Here is a 21,812-nt window from a genome sequence, read left to right as displayed (position 1 = left end):
ATAATTCTTATTTCAATATCCACATAACACGGTTAACATCATCTTTGCCTTCGTACTGACTTTGCACGGCTGCACTAACATTTTCCATGTTATAATCGTATTCTGTTTGTGGGTACATCCAGCGAACCGGAATTCTGTCGTTCGGAATATTGAGGTTGCTTTCCGGGTTTATCGGCAATGCCGGATATCCTGTGCGGCGGTAATCGTAATACACCTCGTACGGATGTTGGAAAAACGATGCCAGATAACGTTGGGTGATAATCTTTTCAAGATCGCTCTCGAAACTACCCGTTAGCTTAACATCTGCATGATTGAGAACAGCCTCTACCGCAGCATCCGTTATTGGGCGGTTGTGGGTATACGTAACATCATTGGGCGTATATGTTTTTATAAAATCAAAACTACCGGCTATTGCTTTATTGTAGTAAGTTGTAGCATCTCCTTGTATCCAACCACGCAAAGCGGCTTCGGCCAGAATAAAGTTTTGTTCAAAATACCCCAGATGTATTAGCGGTTCCCCTTCGGGGAGATGCGTGTAGCGTTCGTTCAATGCACAATATTGCTTGGTGTTGTACTGGTTTTTAATTTCGTCGATAGGGGCCGACGGATCAACTCCTACATACGCATCGAAGCTATCGGCGCCCAGTTCTTCTGCTTTAGATGGCACAGGGCTGGCAAGGTAGAACAGCCGGTAATCTTCTGTTGCTTTCATGGGGTCAATAATGGTTGCAGATAGCATTGCATATACCCAGTGCTTTGTTGAGGCTATATTAAATGGATATACCTGATTGGCTTTATTGGCAAAAACCAGTTGAAAGTTATCGGCGTTCGATGCCATTAACTCTCTGTTGGCTACCAACTGGGCAAACTTTTCTTTAACCTTTAAATCGGCATCAGCTTCTTTTTTCGATAAATGCATAAGCACTTTCAGTTGAAATGCGGTTACTGTTTTTTTCCATTGTGCCGGGTTGCCTTTGTGAATGGGGTCGCCCTCGAAAGTGCTTCCGGCGCTGAAATGGTTGTAAGCCTCGTCCAGGTCATTGAGCACCTGCCGCATAACTTCTTTCTGGGTGTCGTAAGTGGGTTTCAGGTTTCCTTGTTCACCGTTAAGGGCGTCGCTGTAAGGAATGTCGCCTAAATTGAGCGACAAATAGAACAGCTTGTATGCCTTAACAAATTTGGCTAGGCCTGTGTACGATTCTTTATCTTTTTCCGAAGCCAGATCTACCATCTTCCGGGTGTTCAATAATGTAACATATCCCCCAAATGATGCCCGGCCAAACTTATTATACTGTTCGGCTTGCGCATCTTCTCCCCATGCTATTTGTTTAGAGAACATATTGTCGTATACAAAATATTTGCCTTCTCCAAGTTCAACAGTGCTGAGCAATAAATTCAAAGCCAGCATAGAAGATGTAGATGAAGTTGGGGTTTCGGGATTGGTATTGATATAATCGAAATTACCATCGCAAGATGTATTCATCCCCAGAACGGCAACAATCAATAATTTAACTATGTGTTTCATAATTACGAATTTAAAAGTCTAACTTAAGGTTTACTCCAAGATAACGCATGGAAGGTGCATTGAGGTTATCTGTCATTACATCCGGATCAGAGAAACGCAGTTCTTTGGTCCACATTAACAGGTTTTGACCAACCACACCTATTGATGCTCCTTTAATACGTAGTTTATCACAATATACTTTAGGAAGATTATAAGATACAGAAAGATTCCTCAGCTTGAAGTATGTACCATCAAATATATTCTGCCAACGTTTTGTACCGATATACGGGTTTTTGTACTTCATGTATGCCTCGTACGAGATTACTTCATCGTTGGGGGCAAATACGCGGTCGTCGTAAGTTATATTTCCATAAGCATCGTATTCGGCTTTGCCCGATACTACTTTTACACCTTTTCCTATAAAGGTTTTATTTCCGTTAACAACCTCTTCGTAACGCCATTGGTTATCGGAGTCGATATGAGCACCCGAGTTCCATAATGCCTGATCCATGGTAGAGAAGATAACTCCGCCAACTCTTCCGTCGATGGTGAAACTCAAAGTGAAGTCTTTATAATTGATTGTGTTTGTTAGTCCCCACATCCAGTCGGGTTCGGTATAGCCTGCACAAGAGTTATAATCGCTTATAACCGGATAGCCTCCCTGGTGTACAATATTGCCCTCGCCATCGCGTACATAATCTTTTGCTTCCATCCAGTCCCAGCGCATTCCTTCTTTTACCCAAGGTTTTTGGGTTGAATAAGCCGGATCTATTTTATTGTAATAGTGGCGATCTCTAGACCAGTTAAGCATTGCATTCCAGGTTAATTTATCGTTGCGTATAATATCGCCCGACAGGGTTATTTCCCATCCTTTACGTATTCTTTCTTCTTCAATATTAATTTGCGACTGGCTAAATCCAGATGCCTGGCTAACACTTGCGTTTCGTATTTGGTTATAATACAGCTTGTTATAATACGTAATGTCGGTTCTTAAACGATTATTAAAGAAGCTGAAGTTGGTTCCGATTTCCCACGAACGGGTTGCCGAAGGACGTATAATTGCTTCGCGAAGAATGGTTGGATAGGCCGATGAGTTCATCCCTTCCCAATGATTGGTATGTACAGAATAAGTATTGTTGTTTGCATATACACTGTTGTCTTCTTTAGTCTGTGTCCACGAAGCACGGATTTTCCAGAAACCAATAACCTGAGGTAATGGTAGAATTTCGGACATAACAACACTTCCTGCAACCGAGGGATAGAAATAAGAACGGGCACTTCGGTCTAACGTCGACGACCAGTCGTTACGTCCGGTTACGTCCAGATAAAGCATACCTTTCCATCCCAAAGATACCTTTCCATACAAACTGTTCATGCGTTTGCGGTAGTAATTCTTTCCGGTTTTAACCGGATCTACCGAAGCATTTAACGAATACAATCCGGGAATGGTTAGTCCGTTCTGGGTTTCGGCCAGGATGGCATCGTTTTCGTAGAAATAGATTGAGCCTCCAAACATTCCATTCACACTAAAATCTCTGAATGTTTTATCGGCAATAAGCATTGCATCATTGTTAATACTATAACCCGATGTACGACGGAAACCATAATAACCATTCCGGCTCCAGCCTCCGGAAGCTCCCACGGGATTACGCCATTCTTCTTTTTTAGTGTACGAGTCTATACCCGAACGTATGGTAGCTTTCAGCCAGGGAGTTATATCGTACGAAGTATTGAAGTACGCATTCATAATGTCGTAATGACTGGAACGTTTAATTTCGTGCAATATGAAATAAGGATTATCGTAATAGTTATTATCCATCCAGTTTTGTACTTCGTTTTCCTTCACCCAATAGTCTTTGTAATCACGGATGTCAATTTCGGTTCCTGTCCAAACTACCAGATTGTACAGCAATCCGCCACCACCATATCCTGCACCAAAATCGTTGGGGTAGAAGTGTTTGTTGTAAGAGGCTCCTCCTTCGAAAGAGAATTTCTTGTATTTCATTTCGCCCGATACGGTATAGGTAAACTTATTCAGCTTTTTATTGGGAAACTGGTCTTTGTTATACACATGGGTTAATGATGCGCGCACGCTTCCGTACTTTCCTTTCTGCGAGATGCTGACATTGTTGTTTGTAGTAAAACTAAACTCCTGAAAGTTCTTCAGGTTGTTTTTACCTTTCGATACCAGTGGCATATCTTCCCATTCGTGGGTGATGGGGTTGTATTGTTCGGCTGTTCTTCCAATGTCCAGTTTATCGCCCCATACATAGTCGCCCACTCCGTAGTGGCCGCCACCGCCCGAGCTGTACGCTGTTTGCACATCGGGGAACTTAAGGTATCCGGCGTTGAAAAGCGTGCTACTGTTTACGGTAACATGCAATCCTTCTTCTTTGGCTCTTTTGGTAGTAATCATTATGGCTCCTGTACCACCGCGTGCACCATACAGTGCCGAGGCCGTTGCCCCTTTCAAAACATCAATCGATTCAATATCATCCGAAGCAATTTCTCTCAGCGTCATGTTTTGATAAGGCACCCCATCAACTACCAGCAAAGGAGTTTCACCACGAAGTGAAATTGCAGGTACCTGGTTAAACTCGGTACTGTTTTTAATATTCAATCCGGCAACCTGTCCGGTAAGTGTAGTTGCCATGTTTACGCCTTTAAAACCATTCAGATTGTCGCCATTTACTTTCTGTACGGCATAACCCAGGGCTTTTTCTTCGCGTTTAATACCCAGAGCAGTAACCACAACTTCGTTAAGCAACTCAGAGTCGTCGTTCATTTGTACATTAAATGTGTTTCCACCGGCTACATTTATTTCTACAGGCTTGTACCCAATATACGAGATAAGCAATGAACATTTTAATGGTACTTCAATGTTGTATGCCCCATTAATATCTGTAATTGTGCCAATAGCAGTATTCCCTTTTACGGTTACATTGGCGCCAATAATGGGTTCGCCAGTTCTATCGGTAATCTTACCGGTAATTTTCTTGGTTTGTGGTAATAGTTCGGACACCGATAAGATAACCTGATGCTCTTTGATAGCATAAGTAACCGGTGCCTGAGTTATGATGCGGTCCATAACCTGTTCTATCTTTTCGTTCCGAACAGATAAAGTAACCGGGCTTTCCATCCCTTTCAGGTCGTTGTTATAGAAAAAACGATAGCTTGTTTGTTTCTCAATATCTTTCACAACATCCTTTAGAGGCTTGTTGCTTACCTGTAGTGTGATTTGAGCAAATGCAATTGAGATGCTACTCAAAAACACAACAAATATTAAAAGTCGCTTGAAATTACTCATTTTTTAGCTTTTTAAAATAAAACTTTAAGGATTAACAGTAATTTTGTAGCTAAAGTCTATAATACCTTATTTGATTGCAGTTAATGGGTATTGTAGTAACTTTAACCGAATTTTGTTTGTAAAGGGGGACAGTATGCTTTCTGAGCATCTGCCCCTTTTTAATTTGATACGTTTATTTCATAGGCAATTACAGATATTTTTAAGGTGATTGTATTATTTCATGGGTTTCTCGGATATATATATAGTATCTCCTATTGAAGTATAAATAATAGGGGTGGTAAGGCTTATCAACTCTATCACATTATCAAGGCTCCTGTTTAAGATGGTTCCCCTGAAACGTTCGTTGCGTATTTTTTCTGTTTCGAACACAATATGTACATTGTACATGCGGTTAAGTGTTACTGCAATTTCGCCCAATGTTTGCCCATCAGAAGCCAGTGCGTTATTGCGCCACATGGTAGCAAATTCAGGCTCGTCCAGTGTTCCGGCCAACAGTTTCTGATCATCTTTAATATAAGAAGCATATTGGTTGGCCTCGAGTGTAGTTGTGGCTTTACCTACAGATACCCGCACCTTGCCGGTTAGCAATGTGGTAGTGATTTTAGCATCGCCGGCATACGCCTTTACATTAAAGCTGGTGCCAAGTGCTTCTATTTCCATACCACCTGCCTGAACAATAAAGTTGCAATTCTCCATAGAGGCTACATCAAAATAAGCCTCACCGTTTAATGTTACAACTCTTTTTCCTTGCCCATAGTTATTGGTGTAACTTAAGTCGGTATAAGAGTTGAGCCACACCTTGGTGCCATCGGGTAAACTTACCGACGAGCGTTGTCCCTTATCAGTAGTAACCATAAAAGTACCTTGGTTAGCATTGGCCGACGGGTATAAAGAGATAAGAAAACCGATCCCTATGAGCAGTGTAATGATGCCGGCCATAGACATTACATAAATGAACTTTTTCTTTTTATTATTCCGGCTCATTCGTTCTTCTGCATTCATAAACGACATCTCGGGGCTTGCCTTTTCGTTGGAAGATACTTCTGCATTCCAATAACTTTTCAGCATATTAAATTCGTTGCGGTTGCTTTCGCTTTCCAAAAGCCATTCGCTGAATAGAAGCACTTCATCGGCCGAAGCCTCGTTACCCAATACTTTCGAAATTATATAGTTTATATCTTTTTCCATCTTTTTCTTTATTTAGTCATGGTTTAGTGCTTCCCTCAGTTTCCGGGTTGCTGTGGTTATATGTGCTTCTACTGTTTTCACAGATATCTCAAGAATGGCGGCTACTTCTTTATATTTCATTTTGTCCTCGCGTACCAGTTTAAATGCCATTTTGCATTTATAAGGTAAACTGTTTATGGCGTTATTCAACTGGTCTGTTTTCTCTTTGCTTATCATATCGTCCTCGGGTGTTGTTTCGGTATGGGCAAATAGGTCGACAGTTATTTCGTGCATACTTATTTTGTTTTCCTGGCGAGATCGTAGGTGGCTAATTGCTTTATAGCGCGCTACCGTGTAGATGTAAGCATCAGGATTACTTATGTCGGGCAGTTTCTTCCGGTTATCCCAGATAGATAACAAGGCGTCGGATACAATTTCTTCGACTTCGGCAAAAGATGATATATAAAGAAATACAAATCTTTGTAACCTTTCAAAGTAATGCAGGTACAAGGATTTAAATGCAGTTTGCGAATCGGAAACGGCAATTTCGTTGATCCATTTAAGAGTGTTTTCCTTTGGTGTTTGCACAATGTTTTGTATTTCTATTTATATAGTCGCACAAAAGTAAATAATCCCTTAGTGAAAAAGGATTATTTTTTGGTTATCTAATCAAAAGTCGTACTTTTGTTCCCGTAAACTTTAATTTATTAATCATTCGATGAATTTTGTAGAAGAATTAAGATGGAGGGGCATGATTCATGACATGATGCCCGGTACAGAAGAGCAGTTACAAAAGGAAATGACCTCTGCTTATGTGGGCATTGACCCTACGGCAGACTCACTACACATCGGTCATCTGGTTAGTGTAATGATGCTGAAACATCTTCAAAGAGCAGGACACCGTCCTATCGCTTTGATTGGTGGAGCAACCGGCATGATTGGCGACCCTTCAATGAAGTCGGCCGAACGTAACTTGTTAGACGAAGCCACACTCCGTCACAATCAGGACAGTATCAGAAAACAGCTGGCGAAGTTTCTCGACTTCGATTCAGATGCCCCTAATGCAGCAAAGTTGGTGAACAACTATGACTGGATGAAGGATTATTCGTTCCTGAACTTTATCCGTGATATCGGAAAACACATCACTGTAAACTACATGATGTCGAAAGATTCGGTTAAGAAACGTTTGAATGCCGAATCAAGTGTAGGACTCTCTTTCACAGAGTTTTCTTATCAACTATTGCAAGGATACGATTATTTATATTTATATCAAAACGAAGGTGTGCGCCTGCAAATGGGTGGATCGGATCAATGGGGTAACATTACTACCGGAACCGAACTGATTCGTCGGAAGATGGGACCCGAAAGCGAAGCTTTTGCACTTGTATGCCCATTGATTACCAAAGCCGATGGTGGTAAGTTTGGTAAAACCGAATCGGGTAATGTATGGTTAGACCGTCGTTATACATCTCCATATACATTCTACCAGTTCTGGGTAAATGTTAGTGATGTGGATGCTGCAAAATACATTCGTATATTCACAGCATTATCTCAAGATGAAATATTAACTTTAGAAGCCGAACAAGCCGAAGCACCACACTTGCGTCCGTTGCAAAAACGTTTGGCAAAGGAGATTACCATAATGGTTCACTCGGAAGAAGACTACAACGCTGCTGTTGAGGCTTCGGGAATATTATTTGGTAACGCTACTTCCGAAACACTTAAAAAGCTGGACGAAGATACACTGCTTGCAGTATTCGAAGGTGTACCTCAGTTCGAAATCTCCAAAGATATTCTGAAAGAAGGAGTGAAAGCTGTTGATTTGTTTGTAGAAAATGCACCTGTATTCCCATCAAAAGGCGAAATGCGCAAGCTGGTTCAAGGCGGTGGTGTTGCTTTGAATAAAGAAAAACTGGCTGCTTTCGACCAGGATATTACTACAGCCGATTTACTGAATGATAAGTATCTGTTGGTACAAAAAGGCAAGAAGAACTATTATTTGGTGATTGCCAAGTAAATACATTCAAGAATGGAAGGAGTTAAAGGGAGTTATCAGGAGCTTTGCTCCTTAGGAGTTATAGCTCTAAGATACTTCAGAGCATCTAAAGCTTTAACTCCTTTAACTCCTAGCGAAGCGATAACTCCTTCCATTCTTTATTCCGGTTCTTTATCTATCAATTTTTTAATCATATTATCTATAGCATGACTAAATGAATCACTGTTGGAGTTTAGTTTTCCTGAGTTTTTGATAGTAATCAACAATTGTTTGTATTCTTCCAGTTCTTTGTCAAAGAACTCTTTATCACTATATTTAAGCATTAATAATTTCATCCAAAAAAATGGGTGATTAAGTCCCTTATAAGGGTCGTTGAGTAGCTCTTCTTTCTCTTTAAGATAATATTTCATATCCAACTCTTTTGATTTGTTTATCTGAACAAACATACTGTCGACCAATGTTGCTTCTTCCGGGAATTTGTTTTTCAATACAGTTAGCTTCTCCTCAGCTTGATTGTAATATGATTTTCTAGCTAGATAGAGAATCTGCACCTTGAAGTAGTCTTTATTCTTGGGGGCTAAGTTACAAGCTTTATCAAATTCCTCAATTACCATCTCGTCATTTTCTCTTGTAGCACTTATTGCTTTTGCCAGCGCATAATGATATTCAGCTTTTTTAGGTTTCAGTTCTGTTGCTTTGTTGTATATGGAAACAATCTCCTTTTTCTTTAGACTCAACCAATGCTTTGCGCAGTCTAATATTTTGGGGTTATGAAATGAAAACAATGACAATTGATCATAAAAGAGTTCATCTTCCACCTCTTTTTTATCTCTTCCAGAAAGCCAGTCGAATGTAGCCAGCGCATTGCCCCACTCAAAATAAATCTGATGGTTGTTTTTCTGCTTGGTCCGGATTTCTTCTTCATACTTGGCGTTTAACTCCTCATATTTATCTACATTTATAAAGAAGGCATGAATAAGTTCATCATTCTTGAAAATGGATTTTTCGGAATGATCCAATTTATACGAATTTCGGTATGCATTGAAAGCCTCTTCTTTTCTTTTTGCAATAAGCAGAACTGTGGCCATTTCGTTATAATACTGCGGCTTGGGCTTGCTGCTTATAATTTTCTCATACAGTTTTAAAGCGTCGTCTATTTTTCCATACATTAAGTGCAATAAAACGAGCTGCTCATCATTGAATCCGTTTTTCGACTTACATGTTTGTTTGGCTAAATTCAAATATTCTTTAGCCTTTATTTCATCACCAAGCATTTCGTATGCTCCTGATTTAAATAGATTGATAAGATATTTGTAGTTAGGATTCTCTTCGAGAGCTTTATCCCATTGTTCAAACCCCTCTTCTGTTTTTCCGGTTCTGACAAAAATTAATCCCCTGAAAGAGTAAGTCTCGCTTGTATCGCCAAACATGGATTTGATATTAAGCAAAGAAAGTGCTTGTTTGAACTCTCCTTCTATTATATATTCTTCAATAGGATTAAACTGGGCGCTAGCCTTGTTAACAACAAAAAGGGATGTGAATATCAATATCAAAATAACGCTTGACTGTTTCATGCTATTTAGTGTATTTTAAATTCGGGTTTTTATAAGCGGGTGCAATATTCACTAATTTTCTTGATATATGCAAGGAATACTGCTTGGCTTGTAAACGAAAACAGGAGAAAAAGAGAAGAAAGTGAAAAAAACATTCGAATTATTTGGAAAATAAATATCCTGTCCTTATCTTTGCACCGCTTTTTAACAGAAAGCACACAAGTTTGTCTCATGGTGTAATGGTAGCACAACAGTTTTTGGTTCTGTTTGTCTAGGTTCGAATCCTGGTGAGACAACATTAAAAAAACGCTTGATTATAAGATAATCAGGCGTTTTTTTGTTGGTTGAAGTAGGGAAAGATTGGAATTTTAGTTACTTTTGTGTAACTATTAACAGATATAATGGGAAGCATTGATAAATTAATAGAAAGGTTCAAAACCTTACCTAGTGATTTTACATATAACGAGCTCAAACGCTTATTATGGTATTTTGGTTATGAGGAAGGCAAAAAAGGTAAAACATCAGGCTCAAGAGTGGCATTTAAGCAAGAGGGGCTACAACCTATATTACTGCATAAACCACATCCTGGTAATATAGTTAAGAAATACGCTTTGGAACAAGTGTTTGACCATCTGATAAACAATGGTTTTATAGCAGAGAATGAGGAGAAAGATATAACTAAAGAGGAGGAATGATTATGAATAGTAATATGGAATATAAAGGCTATATTGGTTCGGTTTCATACAGTGATGAGGATAGTGTTCTGTTTGGTAAAGTAGAGGGAATAAATGCTTTAGTTAATTATGAGGCTGCAAGTGTGGAAGAGTTGAAGAAAGCTTTTCATGAAGCTGTGGATGATTATTTAGCTTTTTGCAAAGAAAATGATATTCAACCAGATAAAATATATTCTGGAAATTTTAATGTAAGGCTAACACCAGAGTTACATAAAGATTTGGCATATTTTGCAAACCAAACCGGAAGTACAATTAATAATGTGGTAAAAATTGTTTTGGAGAGATCTTTGAAACGCGAAAAGAAAGAACTGACAAAAATACTAAAAACATCTATTAGTAAATAGATCTAAATCTCTTGAGCTATATGGCTCAAGAGATTTATTGATAGATCTATCTCAACATGTTATTTACCACACTAAACAGTGTTGCATAACTAGCTAACGGAGTATCAGTGTACATTTCCTGAACAACACCATCGGTATCTGATATGTATATACGCGGAACGGTAATCTGCGCAAAGAGATCATAAACATCCCGGGTGGGTTGTGCAGAGTAAGGCATTGTATAGTTTCCCTTTCTCCAATAAGCAGCAACAATATTTTCTCCTTCGGCACGGCTTATGCAAATCACTTTAAACTTTTCATTGTCTTTAAACCGTTTATAAACCTCTTCGGCAACACTCAATTGGGTTCTGCATTGCTCACAACCGGTTGCAAAGAAGATGATTACAGATATTTTGCCTTTTAAATCGTCGGTACTTATTTCCGAACCATCGTTCATTGTTATCGAAAAGTTGGGTAGTTTATCCCCTACCTTTACATTACCTTGAATCCCCATAAGTGGGTCGATAAGGCTTACAAGTTCATCGAAAGTAGCCAAAGGATTATCCGTTGTTACTGCCTGAACAATACGTTCGCCGTTCGAAATATAGATACGGGGTATTACACTTTTGGCAAACAAACTATAAATATACCGGTCGTTTTGTGCAGAGTAAGGCATCTTCATTTTATTATCATGCCAGTATTTGCTTACTTGCGCAGCACCTTGCTCGCGGCTGATACCAAACATCACAAAGTTTTTATTGTTCTTGTACTTCTCATAAATTTGCTCTGTTACTTTAAACTGCTCCTGGCAATGTTGGCAATCTACCGAAAAGAGTATAATAACAGATACTTTTCCTCTCAGGTCCGAAGAATTAAGCTTTGAGCCGTTGTTCATGTCTATTACAAACTCGGGTAGATAATCGCCAACTTTGATATCGGCTCCTTCTCCATCGCTGTCATTATCTTCTCCTACACACCCGGTTAAGCCAACTATAGCCAGCATAACCCAAAAAAATCTAAATACTTTCATAAATTCAATCCTTGTTGTCAATAATAATACAAAAGTAGTAAAACCAGATTGTTTTATCCATTTCGTTTGTATTTTTATCAAAGATAAACATTATCTAATTATCTTTGTACGCAGATACATTGGTTTATGTGCAAGATATTGACATTTAAACGACCATTTATATGGTTAAGAAGATTTCGGAAACGTTGCGGATATGGAGTACATTCGCCCTCTGCATTCGATTTTATAACCAACGTTATTTATGAAAAAACGTATTACTATGCTTATAACGAAATAGAAAAATCGGATAAATACAAGCAGCAGATAAAGAAGAATAAAAAACACACTTCCAGAAAAGTCAACCGGCTTCTGTTTCGCATGGTTAACAGGTTTCAGCCTACTGATATTGCAGAGGTTGGTCCAGCATCTTCCATAACCTCTCTTTATTTGAAAGCAGCTAAACAAAATGCTGATTATGTATGTTATTCTGCTGATGTTCCAATCACTCACTTTACCCATAATTTGGGTTTTCTGCTGATTCATTATGGTGAAAATGTAGAAAAAATAAGAGAAATAATAAAGGAATCATTCAACTGTGTTACCCACCAAAGCGTTTTAGTAATTGAAGGTATCTATTATAATTCGTCCATGAAACAACTTTGGAATGAAGTGGTAGCCGATAAACGTGCAGTTATTACCTACGATCTTTATGATCTGGGGATTGTTTTTTTCGACCAAAAGAAAATAAAACAACACTATAAAGTCAACTTTTAGCGGATAAAATCTGTTAGTGAAAAGTGACAACCATAAAAAATACAGATAAATGAAGAAAAGCCAGGTTTACACCAAATCGGGTGATAAAGGAAAAACCTCATTGATAGGAGGTACACGTGTTTCAAAAACACACGTGCGATTAGAAGCTTATGGAACAGTAGATGAATTAAACGCTCATTTAGGGTTATTAATAACACATCTCAAAGAAGAGCACGACCGTAAATTCTTGCTCAAAGTTCAGAACCTTCTTTTTGTTGTTGGCTCTAATCTGGCTACAGACCAGGAGAAGACCTCGCTTAAAAGTGCCAGTATTATTACCGAAGCACATATACAAGAGGTAGAAACCGAAATTGATGTAATTGATCACAGTTTACCACCTTTGCAGGCCTTTGTAATTCCAGGAGGAAGTCAAGGGGCATCCGTTTGTCATATCTGCAGAACCGTTTGCCGCCGCACCGAACGACGCATACTTTCGCTTGCCGAAACCCATACTGTATCTGCCGAAGTGATAGCATACATTAACCGTTTATCGGATTATTTATTCGTATTGTCGCGCAAAATGAATATAGAAGATAAAATAGACGAAATATTTTGGGATAAAACTTGCTTATGACATTATTTGTTATACTTTTGCGGGAAAATAGAAAAAAGATTATTAGTAACATTTAAAAATACCTAAGATTATGTATTGGACATTGGAATTAGCATCAAAATTAGAAGACGCCCCATGGCCGGCAACCAAGGATGAGCTTATAGATTATGCTATGCGCTCAGGAGCTCCTTTGGAAGTTATTGAGAATCTTCAGGAAATGGAAGATGAAGGTGAAATTTATGAAAGTATCGAAGATATTTGGCCTGACTATCCAAGCAAAGAAGATTTCTTCTTTAACGAAGAGGAATATTAACAAAGTATAGTTAAGCAAAAAGAGGCAGCCATTTGGTTGCCTCTTTTTGTATTATAGCGTTTAATCATTAGAAAATGTAAGCAACGGATACTTGCCAGGTTTTGGTCTTTCCATTACCTTTAATTTCTTCTCCAGCCGTATCCACTGCATTCTTCCAAGAAAAGCTGTCGCCCATTGGTATCTGGTAGTTTACCCCAACTTGTAGATGCTTAATCAATTTCACACCCACACCAAGATTTAAGCCTACTTGTGTTTTCTTAGTTTTTACAAGACCTTCATCTCCACCAATCTTAATATCTTTAAAGTTAAAAAAGAAATCCGGACCAGCAGCTATATAAATTCCCAACAGACTTCCCAGTCCAAATGTGTATTTCAAGTTCACAGGAATTTCAATACCTTGCTGTTTCCAATCATCTTCACCACGTTGTGAATACATCAAAGCACCATCTACTCCTAATCCGACAATTGGAATTCCCACTTCTGCCATTGGTCCAATATAGAATCCTGTGGTGTTATCACTTGTCGGTCCATTCTTTATATCTAATTCAGACAGATTTAAACCGCCTTTCACACCGAACTTAATCTGGGCTTGTGCAGGCATAACCATCATAAATGATACAGCCATTACTAGAATTGCAACAATTTTCTTCATAATTAATTTTTTTAGTTTACTGGGCAAATATATGTATTTTTCTGTTAAGATAAACACTAGTGCGCTCATTTTGTTCGTTTTAGGATGATAAAGAAACATTTTTATTATTTTTGTTCCGAAAACGAAATCTAAGTAATCATGAAAAGAGCAAACGTTAGAAAAATGTGCTGGATATCCTTATTCCTCCTTGTAGGATGCTATACGGTACAAGCACAAACAAAAAAGGCCATCTACCAGAAAGGATGGATAGACCTCAACAAGAATGGAAAGAAAGACATTTACGAAGACCCTACGCAACCCATTGAAGCCCGCATAGCCGACTTGCTATCGCAAATGACAGTCGATGAAAAGACCTGTCAGCTGGCCACCCTTTATGGATACAAACGTGTGGCCAAAGACGAACTACCCACCCCACAGTGGAAGAACGAAATATGGAAAGATGGTATTGCCAATATTGATGAGCATCTAAACGGACTTGTACGTACACAATACTCTTACCCATACAGTAAACATGCCGAAGCTATCAACACCGTACAACGCTGGTTTATTGAAGAAACACGGCTCGGTATCCCTGTTGATTTTTCTAACGAAGGTATTCACGGACTTAATCACGACCGTGCCACACCGCTTCCCGCACCCATTGCAATAGGTTCTACATGGAATCAAGACCTTGTGCGCCGTGCCGGCGAGATAGTAGGACGTGAGGGGAAAGCCTTGGGGTATACCAACATATATGCACCCATCCTTGACCTTGCACGCGATCCTCGTTGGGGCCGTGTGTTAGAGTGTTATGGCGAAGAACCCTATCATGTTGCTACATTGGGCCGTGAAATGGTTGCCGGTATTCAGTCTAACGGAATAGCAGCTACACTTAAACACTTTGCTGTGTACAGTGTACCCAAAGGAGGTAGAGATGGATTTGCACGTACCGACCCACATGTGGCCCCTCGCGAAATGCACCAGTTGCACCTATATCCTTATCGCAAAATTATCCGCGAAGCACACCCCATGGGCGTAATGAGTAGTTACAACGATTACGATGGTATCCCCGTTTCAGGAAGTTATTATTTCCTCACCGAGCTTTTAAGAGAGAAATACGGATTCGATGGTTATGTAGTTTCCGACAGTGAGGCTGTAGAGTTTATATACAGCAAGCATCGCATTGCCCCTGATATGAAAGGAGCCGTAAAAGAAGTTGTTGAGGCCGGACTGAACGTGAAAACCAACTTCACCCAACCCAGCGATTTTATCTTACCTCTGCGCGAATTGGTGAACGAAGGCAGTATCTCTATGCAAACCCTTGATCGCAACGTGGCCGATGTGCTTCGTGTGAAATTCCGCCTTGGACTTTTCGATTCTCCTTATGTTACCAATACAAAAGCAGCCGACCAAATTGTTGCTACACCCGACACCCGAGAGTTCGAACTTGATATGACTCGTCAATCTCTAGTGTTGCTGAAAAACGAGAACAACCTTTTACCACTGAATATCAGTAATCTGAAAAACATACTAATAACCGGTCCTTTAGCTACCGATACAACAGCATACGTAAGTCGCTATGGTCCACGGAATATGCGGGTAACCCATGTTCTTCGTGGTATAACCGATTATGTTGGTAGCCGTGCACAGATTCAGTATGCTAAAGGTTGCGAAGTGATAGACGCCACCTGGCCCGAAAGCGAAATAATACCCACACCTTTAACAGCAGAAGAACTTGCACAGATAGAAGAAGCAGTAGAGAAAGCCCGCCAATCGGATGTGGTTATTGCTGTACTGGGCGAAGACGAACGTAGGGTAGGGGAGAGCAAATCTCGTACCGGATTGGGGCTTCCCGGTCGGCAGTTACAACTGTTGCAGGCGCTTTACGAAACCGGCAAACCGATTGTATTGGTGTTAATCAACGGTCAGCCATTAACTATCAACTGGGAGAATCGTTATATCCCTGCTATTCTCGAAGCATGGTTCCCCAGTCCCATAGGTGGAAAAGCCATTGCCGAAACGTTATTCGGCGATTATAATCCGGGTGGAAAGCTACCGGTAACCTTCCCAAAATCGCTTGGACAAATTGAGTTGAACTTTCCTTTCAAACCCGGTTCTCATGCCGGTCAGCCGGGCGATGGTCCTAATGGTTATGGTAAAACAGCTGTGATAGGATCGCTTTATCCTTTTGGCTATGGGTTGAGTTATACCACCTTTAAATATAGCAATCTCAACATCACCCCAACAGTACAAGGAGTGGCTGGGAACATTGATGTTACACTAGATGTAACCAATACAGGCAATCGTTCCGGAGATGAAGTAGTGCAGTTATATGTGCGTGACGTGTTGAGCTCTGTCATCGCTTACGATTCGCAACTGAGAGGATTTCAACGTGTGAATCTTCAACCGGGCGAAACAAAGAAAGTATCTTTTACTCTATTACCCGAAGATCTTGAAATGCTGGATAGGGATATGCATTGGATAGTAGAACCGGGCACTTTCCAGGTGTTGGTAGGTAGCAGCTCGGAAGATATTCGCCTGCAAGAGGAATTCGAGATGGTGGCGAAATGATATTTTATTACCTTTGCAAGGTAAAATTTGATTATTATTCGTAACCATCAACATAATAATGTATCACACAATAACAAAACAAACCTTTTTATTACTATTCACTTGTTTGATTTTCTCTTCCTGCGGAAGCAGAGACATGCAACACATACTTGTAAGGGCTGATAGCTTACTGAGCTATCGGCCCGATAGTGCATTTTCTGTGCTTGAGGAGATACGTCCGCATATCCATACCCAGCGACGAGATCTTCGTATGTACTACATATTGTTATTAACAAAAGCACAAGATAAATGTTATATTCCTCATACTTCGGACTCGCTAATGAAAATAGCTGTACCCTATTATGAGCAATGGGGAAATCCGCAACAACGCATGGAAGCATATTTTTATCTGGGTTGCATTTATCAAGACTTGGGTGATGCTCCAAGAGCAATAAGCCTGTACCAACAAGCAATTGATGCTTCGAAAAACAAAACAGAATATAACATATTAAGCCTTATATACAGCCGAATGGGTACATTGTTCTTCTATCAGAACATGCGCGAAGATGGTATTAAAGCATATAGAGAGTCATATAGATATGATACATTATCAGGTGATTTGCGAACCCTGCCATATAGTCTAACAGAGATGGCACGTATACAAACAGCATGTAATAATGTTGATAGTACCTTATATTATTATAAGGAAGCAATAGATGCGGCGCAAAGAATAGGGAATATTGAGCAGGTTAATGGTATCCAATCGGAACTGGCAAGTATATATATACAATTAGAAGAATATGATAATGCCCGTAAATCTCTAAATACCAACAATGAATCAGGTTTTCTGGGTTGGGGAGAGCTGTATTATAATACTGGGCAACAGGATTCGGCTCGCTATTACTATCTAAAAGCATTGGAAACAGATAACATATATGTTAAACGAGGGGCAAACGAGAGTTTATACAAGCTAGCCAAATCCTTAGGCTTAGATAAAGAAACAATAGATCACCTTGAACAATATGTTAAATATAATGACTCCATACAACAAATAACAGATAGAGAAGGGATGGAACGTGTGAAATCACTATACGTCTATCAACATATTGAGCAAGAGAAAAATCAATTGCTATTGGAAAAACAACAGCATCAAATTATTGCACTGTTCAGTATCTTTATTGCAACAGCACTGGCAGCAGGTGCATACATTGTATATTACCGTTCGCACAAAAGGAAGCAAGAATGGGAGGAGCAAGCCAGGCGTACACGCTATTTCCAACAACAGCAAATGAAGAATAAAGATTCGGAAATAGTTAAATTGAAACAACAAATGGAACATATTCTTCTTAAAAAGCAAAAAGAAAACACTGAATGCTTTCAAACATCGAAAATTTGTTGTTTCATACGAGATAATATTTCAAAGCCCGGCTTCAAGTTTAAAGACGAAAATTGGGAAGAGTTGCAACAGCAAATAGATTTTTTTTATGATGGTTTCACCGAACGATTACGTATACGTTATCCACGGATTTCGGAAAAAGAAATGAGAGTTTGCTTGTTAATAAAGGCTGGCTTATCGAATAAAGAAATAGCTAATATGGTGTATATGCAACATAATTCGGTTTCTACACTACGCGAACGATTGTTTAAAAAAGTATTTGGTGAGCCTGGCTCGGCTGCCCAATGGGATGAGTTTATTGTGAGGTTTTAGAGGGAAAACAAGTACAGATTTGAGGTCGCAAAAAAGTCGCAAATTCAATTGCGACTTTTTTGCGACCTTAATTTTATGCAGTGTATTGCTTTTGAGGCTATTTTTGATGCATTGAAACTAAAAAAAGCACGCAATGACTATTAAAATTTTATGTTTGATTCTGGTAAGTGTTTTCCAAATAGGTAGTGTAAATGAGGAGACCCAGAAACAGATAAATACTAATATTTCAAGGTGGGATAAAAACAAACGTTCCCTTTCAACTCACCCCATACTCTCTCATTCAAATAGTACCATCTTTATCTATTCCAACTATTTATTAGAGAATTTAGATGTAACAATAACTGATTCTGCTGGGCAAATAGTGTATATGGATGGCTTGAGGGTTGAAGCAGGTAATACTGTTTCGTTTAATTTTAATCCTTCGATGGAATCGGAGTATTTGATTGAGGTTTGGCATGAGGGTAAATATTTGTATGGGTGGTTTGGGTTGGAATTATGATAAACACAGATAAGACTCACAATATACTCTACTGGTATTTACGCCTATTGGCAGTAAAGGTGTCAAAGGTTAAAATAAAGCAGATTCTTGATATTCCTGTTGGAAATACTTTACGCGGAATAAGTGATGCGTTAGATAATATGCAGGTCAAGAACAGTGTTTATCAGTTACCTTTAAATTATCTAAATGAGTTGGAAGTGCCTTTTGTTGCTGTAACTCATTCAAAAGAAGTTCCATTCTGTATTGTGTCAAAATTGGATAAAGAGAACTTAACTTTGGTTCAACAATCAGGGAAGAAAAAGCAAATTAATAGAATTGCTTTTCTGAAAATGTGGACAGGAACTGTATTGTTGGGTGAGAAGACAGAGCAGACTATTGATGATAATCTGTATTGGATAAAAAATCTCTTCTATTATATTCAACAATATCAATATATTATTGTTGGGATGCTTTTATTATGTTTGCCTTTGTTGTTGTTTGCTACTGATACAATTTCTTCTATGTTACTCATTTATCTACTGGTTTTGTTCTTGGGTATGTTAGTTTCTGCTTTGATTATATATAAGGAGTCTGTAAACGACACATTTATGCAAAGAATTTGCAAAGTGGGAGATGTGATTGATTGCAACCATGTATTACAATCTAAAGGTGGACAATTATTTGGCTTTCATTTGGGAGAATTATCCATGATTTATTTCTCAACACTATATTTTTTTGCTTTAGGGTGGTGTGAACATGTTATTCTATTAATTATATCTGCTTTAGGATGTATTTTTACTTTCTATTCAGTGTTCTATCAAGCAGCGGTTTTACGGAAATGGTGTTTCTTATGTATGATTGATGTTTGGATTATTTGGATTTCTACATTTGTATTATATCAATTAAATGAAGCAGAATATACTTTGATTCGTTTTGTTGATTTGTTTTATTTCTTAACAATAGGTGGCATTTGTTTTATCGCAGTTAATATAATTAAGCAACAAATATCTTTAAAACAATACAGTTTGGTTTTGGAGCAAAAACAAGCTAATCTAATGAACCCAGAATTGTTCCCTCGTTTACTTTCAGCCAGTCAGTTTATTAAAGTTCCAACACAAATTACTGTTCTTTCTAATGGTGTTGAATCAAACGATTATCGCATTCAAGTAATAACAAATCCTAATTGTAGTAATTGTGCAAAACTTCATGAGCAATTAATGATGATTTCTAATTTGCCAATTGATTTAATTTTTGTTACTAATAATAACGATTTGATAGCCAAGAAAATAGCTAAAGAAATAATTGATACGTATTTGTTGCATGGCTGGATACAGGCTATGGAGAAATTGAACGAGTGGTTTAAAGAGAAGAATAAATTCAATATAAAGAACAACTGTACAGAACGAGCAAACCAAATACTATTTGAACAGCAAAAGTTCTGTGAACAGATAAATTTGAAGCATACCCCATTTATAATGGTAAATGGATATGCACTGCCCAATGTTTATGAATTAAAAGATTTGAGATATCTCATTTGAAAAGTTTTGCAAAGCTTGGCCAAAAGCGATAATTGGTTTGATAAAGTTTATCGCAATATATTTTATTTTTAAGTTTTTTGTAATATGAAAAATTTAGATGATTTTAGTAAGTTTCAGTTGGAAAAAAAACAACTGAATGCGCTTGCAGGAGGTGTTAGCTGTGTTTTACATCTGAATGATGGCTCAACTCTTGACTTTAACGCAGTAGGTTCAGGTATCAATGGAAAAGAAGCCGGAAAAATCCTAATGGATACTTATGGCGATTTGCTTGATGCTTCACATGCCAATTGTGGATAAAATCTAGTAGTTATTAAAATTCCTGACTATATTAGTCAGGGATTTTTTAAAATTTATATTATGAAAAGTGTTATTCCAATATTTTTTATTTTAGTTTTAAATTCAATCATACAATTTCCTGTTGGAAAGAATTTTGAAGTAAGATTACAAGTTGACTCTACTCTTTGTGCAGAAGATCAAATGGTGTATATGTATTATCAAATAGAAAATCAATATTGCATGGAAGACTCAGTGTTGATTGGAAAAGATAAAATGGATGTATCACTTTATGGACAAATACCAGAACAATCTGATATTGTGATTTTCTTTGATAAATATGGTCCCAATCAATTAATATTGGTAGCATCTCCAGGTGATAAAATTGTATTGGAATTAACAGAAGCAGATGGCCTAGGCATTGTATTCAAAGATGTTGAAGGCTCACAAGCTACAAATGAATCTACTTTAAATTGGCATCATTCTCAAAGTATTCGTCGCAATATTCGTAGACTTCAGGGAGAGTTATATGCTTATTATGACAAAGATTCTACATGGTTTGTAAATATAGAAGATAGCATGCAGCTATTGCAGCAGGAATTGATTGAATGGCGCATGAATATTATTCAAAATTCTATCAATCCTAACAATATATGGAGCGCATTATTAACGCCTGAACTTAAAACCCATTTAGGAAATGATTCAGTAAATAATCTAATAAAAGCAGCACAAGCTAGATTTCCAGAACATTCAGGGCTTAAGGCACTTTCACCAGATTATGAATCTGCGCCTGCCTCCGAAGAATCTAAACGTATATTCAAATGGATAAATCAAAAAGTTTCCTTTAAGATATCCCAATTAAACAAAAAGAAGAAAGAAAAGATAACAAAACCCAAAGTAAACGAATCTAATTTGCCTGTTCTCTCTGAAATCCGTGGTCGCGATGCTTTATTCAATTTTATTCTTCCCACATTGGATGGTGATACTGTTGTGCTAGCTGATTTTCGAGGCAAGTATGTTTTGGTAGATTTTTGGGCTAGTTGGTGTATTCCTTGTTTATTGGAGATTCCAATACTAACCCGTGTGCACGAGGAATTTAAAGATGATTTAATAGTATGTCCGGTTTCTATGGATGCCAATCATGATTATTGGAAAAATGCAATCAAAAAACACTTTGATGCAATCCCCACACATTTAATTGCAACCAATGAGAAAGGCGAGTTATTTGATGAGATTGAACGATTAGAAATAGGTGCTATTCCAGCTAATTATGTCTTGGATAGAAATGGCAATATTATTGCAAAGGATTTGCGAGGACAGAAGCTGATTGAGTTCTTGAAGGAGTTGTTAAAGAAATAAATA

Annotated in this window: 19 protein-coding genes and 1 tRNA gene; 13 read left to right on the top strand and 7 right to left on the bottom strand. The window is 38.3% G+C overall.

The features are described from left to right. Positions 1 to 7 precede the first annotated feature (7 nt). From D0T85_RS05250 to D0T85_RS05235, 4 genes are all read right to left on the bottom strand, one after another. Positions 8 to 1,525, bottom strand: a complete 1,518-nt coding sequence (locus D0T85_RS05250; RefSeq protein WP_163210951.1) for a SusD/RagB family nutrient-binding outer membrane lipoprotein — start codon at positions 1,523 to 1,525, stop codon at positions 8 to 10. Between the two features lie 10 nt (positions 1,526 to 1,535). Continuing rightward, the gene (locus D0T85_RS05245) at positions 1,536 to 4,811 is read right to left on the bottom strand and encodes a SusC/RagA family TonB-linked outer membrane protein (RefSeq protein WP_163210949.1); all 3,276 of its coding nucleotides are present in this window, start codon (positions 4,809 to 4,811) and stop codon (positions 1,536 to 1,538) included. Positions 4,812 to 5,024: 213 nt separating this feature from the next. Beyond that, complete coding sequence (locus D0T85_RS05240) at positions 5,025 to 5,999, bottom strand: FecR family protein (protein WP_163210947.1); 975 nt, start codon at positions 5,997 to 5,999, stop codon at positions 5,025 to 5,027. Between the two features lie 12 nt (positions 6,000 to 6,011). Further along, the gene (locus D0T85_RS05235) at positions 6,012 to 6,566 is read right to left on the bottom strand and encodes an RNA polymerase sigma-70 factor (protein ID WP_163210945.1); all 555 of its coding nucleotides are present in this window, start codon (positions 6,564 to 6,566) and stop codon (positions 6,012 to 6,014) included. Between the two features lie 130 nt (positions 6,567 to 6,696). Between D0T85_RS05235 and tyrS the strand changes: the two genes are divergently transcribed. Then, the gene (gene tyrS, locus D0T85_RS05230) at positions 6,697 to 7,995 is read left to right on the top strand and encodes a tyrosine--tRNA ligase (RefSeq protein WP_163210943.1); all 1,299 of its coding nucleotides are present in this window, start codon (positions 6,697 to 6,699) and stop codon (positions 7,993 to 7,995) included. 137 nt (positions 7,996 to 8,132) lie between these two features. On the opposite strand, the gene D0T85_RS05225 is transcribed toward tyrS, so the two are convergent. Further along, on the bottom strand, positions 8,133 to 9,548 hold the full coding sequence (locus D0T85_RS05225) for a hypothetical protein (protein ID WP_163210941.1): 1,416 nt from the start codon (positions 9,546 to 9,548) through the stop codon (positions 8,133 to 8,135). A gap of 204 nt (positions 9,549 to 9,752) precedes the next feature. On the opposite strand from D0T85_RS05225, the gene D0T85_RS05220 reads away from it, so the two are divergent. The 3 genes from D0T85_RS05220 (at position 9,753) to D0T85_RS05210 (ending at position 10,605) form a co-directional block, all read left to right on the top strand. After that, a tRNA-Gln gene (locus D0T85_RS05220) sits at positions 9,753 to 9,823 on the top strand. A gap of 105 nt (positions 9,824 to 9,928) precedes the next feature. Beyond that, positions 9,929 to 10,222 (top strand): type II toxin-antitoxin system HicA family toxin, encoded by a 294-nt coding sequence (locus D0T85_RS05215; protein ID WP_163210939.1) that lies wholly within the window; start codon positions 9,929 to 9,931, stop codon positions 10,220 to 10,222. Further along, positions 10,219 to 10,605 carry a type II toxin-antitoxin system HicB family antitoxin gene (locus D0T85_RS05210; RefSeq protein ID WP_239060645.1) on the top strand — a complete coding sequence of 129 codons (387 nt, stop codon included), beginning with the start codon at positions 10,219 to 10,221 and terminating at the stop codon, positions 10,603 to 10,605. The genes D0T85_RS05215 and D0T85_RS05210 overlap by 4 nt, the downstream gene beginning before the upstream one ends. Before the next feature lie 46 nt (positions 10,606 to 10,651). Here the strand turns inward: D0T85_RS05210 and D0T85_RS05205 are convergent, their stop codons facing one another. Continuing rightward, positions 10,652 to 11,614, bottom strand: a complete 963-nt coding sequence (locus D0T85_RS05205; protein WP_163210937.1) for a redoxin domain-containing protein — start codon at positions 11,612 to 11,614, stop codon at positions 10,652 to 10,654. A 126-nt stretch (positions 11,615 to 11,740) separates the two neighbouring features. Here D0T85_RS05205 and D0T85_RS05200 point away from each other — a divergent pair, with 126 nt between their 5' ends. From D0T85_RS05200 to D0T85_RS05190, 3 genes are all read left to right on the top strand, one after another. Beyond that, complete coding sequence (locus D0T85_RS05200) at positions 11,741 to 12,367, top strand: hypothetical protein (protein ID WP_163210935.1); 627 nt, start codon at positions 11,741 to 11,743, stop codon at positions 12,365 to 12,367. A gap of 49 nt (positions 12,368 to 12,416) precedes the next feature. After that, a complete protein-coding gene (locus D0T85_RS05195; RefSeq protein ID WP_163210933.1) occupies positions 12,417 to 12,980 on the top strand; it encodes a cob(I)yrinic acid a,c-diamide adenosyltransferase in 564 nt (187 codons plus the stop codon). Between the two features lie 70 nt (positions 12,981 to 13,050). After that, entirely contained in the window at positions 13,051 to 13,272 is a 222-nt protein-coding gene (locus D0T85_RS05190) for a DUF2795 domain-containing protein (protein ID WP_002558131.1), read from the top strand. Between the two features lie 67 nt (positions 13,273 to 13,339). Here the strand turns inward: D0T85_RS05190 and D0T85_RS05185 are convergent, their stop codons facing one another. After that, the gene (locus tag D0T85_RS05185) at positions 13,340 to 13,924 is read right to left on the bottom strand and encodes a porin family protein (RefSeq protein WP_163210931.1); all 585 of its coding nucleotides are present in this window, start codon (positions 13,922 to 13,924) and stop codon (positions 13,340 to 13,342) included. A gap of 138 nt (positions 13,925 to 14,062) precedes the next feature. Here D0T85_RS05185 and D0T85_RS05180 point away from each other — a divergent pair, with 138 nt between their 5' ends. The 6 genes from D0T85_RS05180 (at position 14,063) to D0T85_RS05155 (ending at position 21,809) form a co-directional block, all read left to right on the top strand. Further along, complete coding sequence (locus D0T85_RS05180; protein ID WP_163210929.1) at positions 14,063 to 16,474, top strand: glycoside hydrolase family 3 N-terminal domain-containing protein; 2,412 nt, start codon at positions 14,063 to 14,065, stop codon at positions 16,472 to 16,474. A 136-nt stretch (positions 16,475 to 16,610) separates the two neighbouring features. Next, positions 16,611 to 18,161, top strand: coding sequence for a tetratricopeptide repeat protein (locus D0T85_RS05175; protein WP_163210927.1), 1,551 nt, complete (start codon positions 16,611 to 16,613; stop codon positions 18,159 to 18,161). Between the two features lie 133 nt (positions 18,162 to 18,294). Then, positions 18,295 to 18,660, top strand: coding sequence for a DUF3244 domain-containing protein (locus D0T85_RS05170; RefSeq protein WP_163210925.1), 366 nt, complete (start codon positions 18,295 to 18,297; stop codon positions 18,658 to 18,660). Then, positions 18,657 to 20,177 (top strand): vitamin K epoxide reductase family protein, encoded by a 1,521-nt coding sequence (locus D0T85_RS05165; RefSeq protein ID WP_163210923.1) that lies wholly within the window; start codon positions 18,657 to 18,659, stop codon positions 20,175 to 20,177. Before D0T85_RS05170 ends, D0T85_RS05165 begins: the two co-directional genes overlap by 4 nt. 84 nt (positions 20,178 to 20,261) lie before the next feature. Then, entirely contained in the window at positions 20,262 to 20,474 is a 213-nt protein-coding gene (locus tag D0T85_RS05160) for a hypothetical protein (RefSeq protein WP_163210921.1), read from the top strand. Between the two features lie 60 nt (positions 20,475 to 20,534). Further along, complete coding sequence (locus D0T85_RS05155; RefSeq protein WP_163210919.1) at positions 20,535 to 21,809, top strand: TlpA disulfide reductase family protein; 1,275 nt, start codon at positions 20,535 to 20,537, stop codon at positions 21,807 to 21,809. Positions 21,810 to 21,812 lie beyond the last annotated feature (3 nt).

This window comes from Bacteroides sp. 519 (assembly GCF_010500955.1).
Taxonomy (GTDB): Bacteria; Bacteroidota; Bacteroidia; order Bacteroidales; family Bacteroidaceae; genus Bacteroides.
The sequence above is the reverse complement of the archived record's forward strand: the minus strand, read 5'-3'. Positions and strand labels throughout refer to the sequence as shown.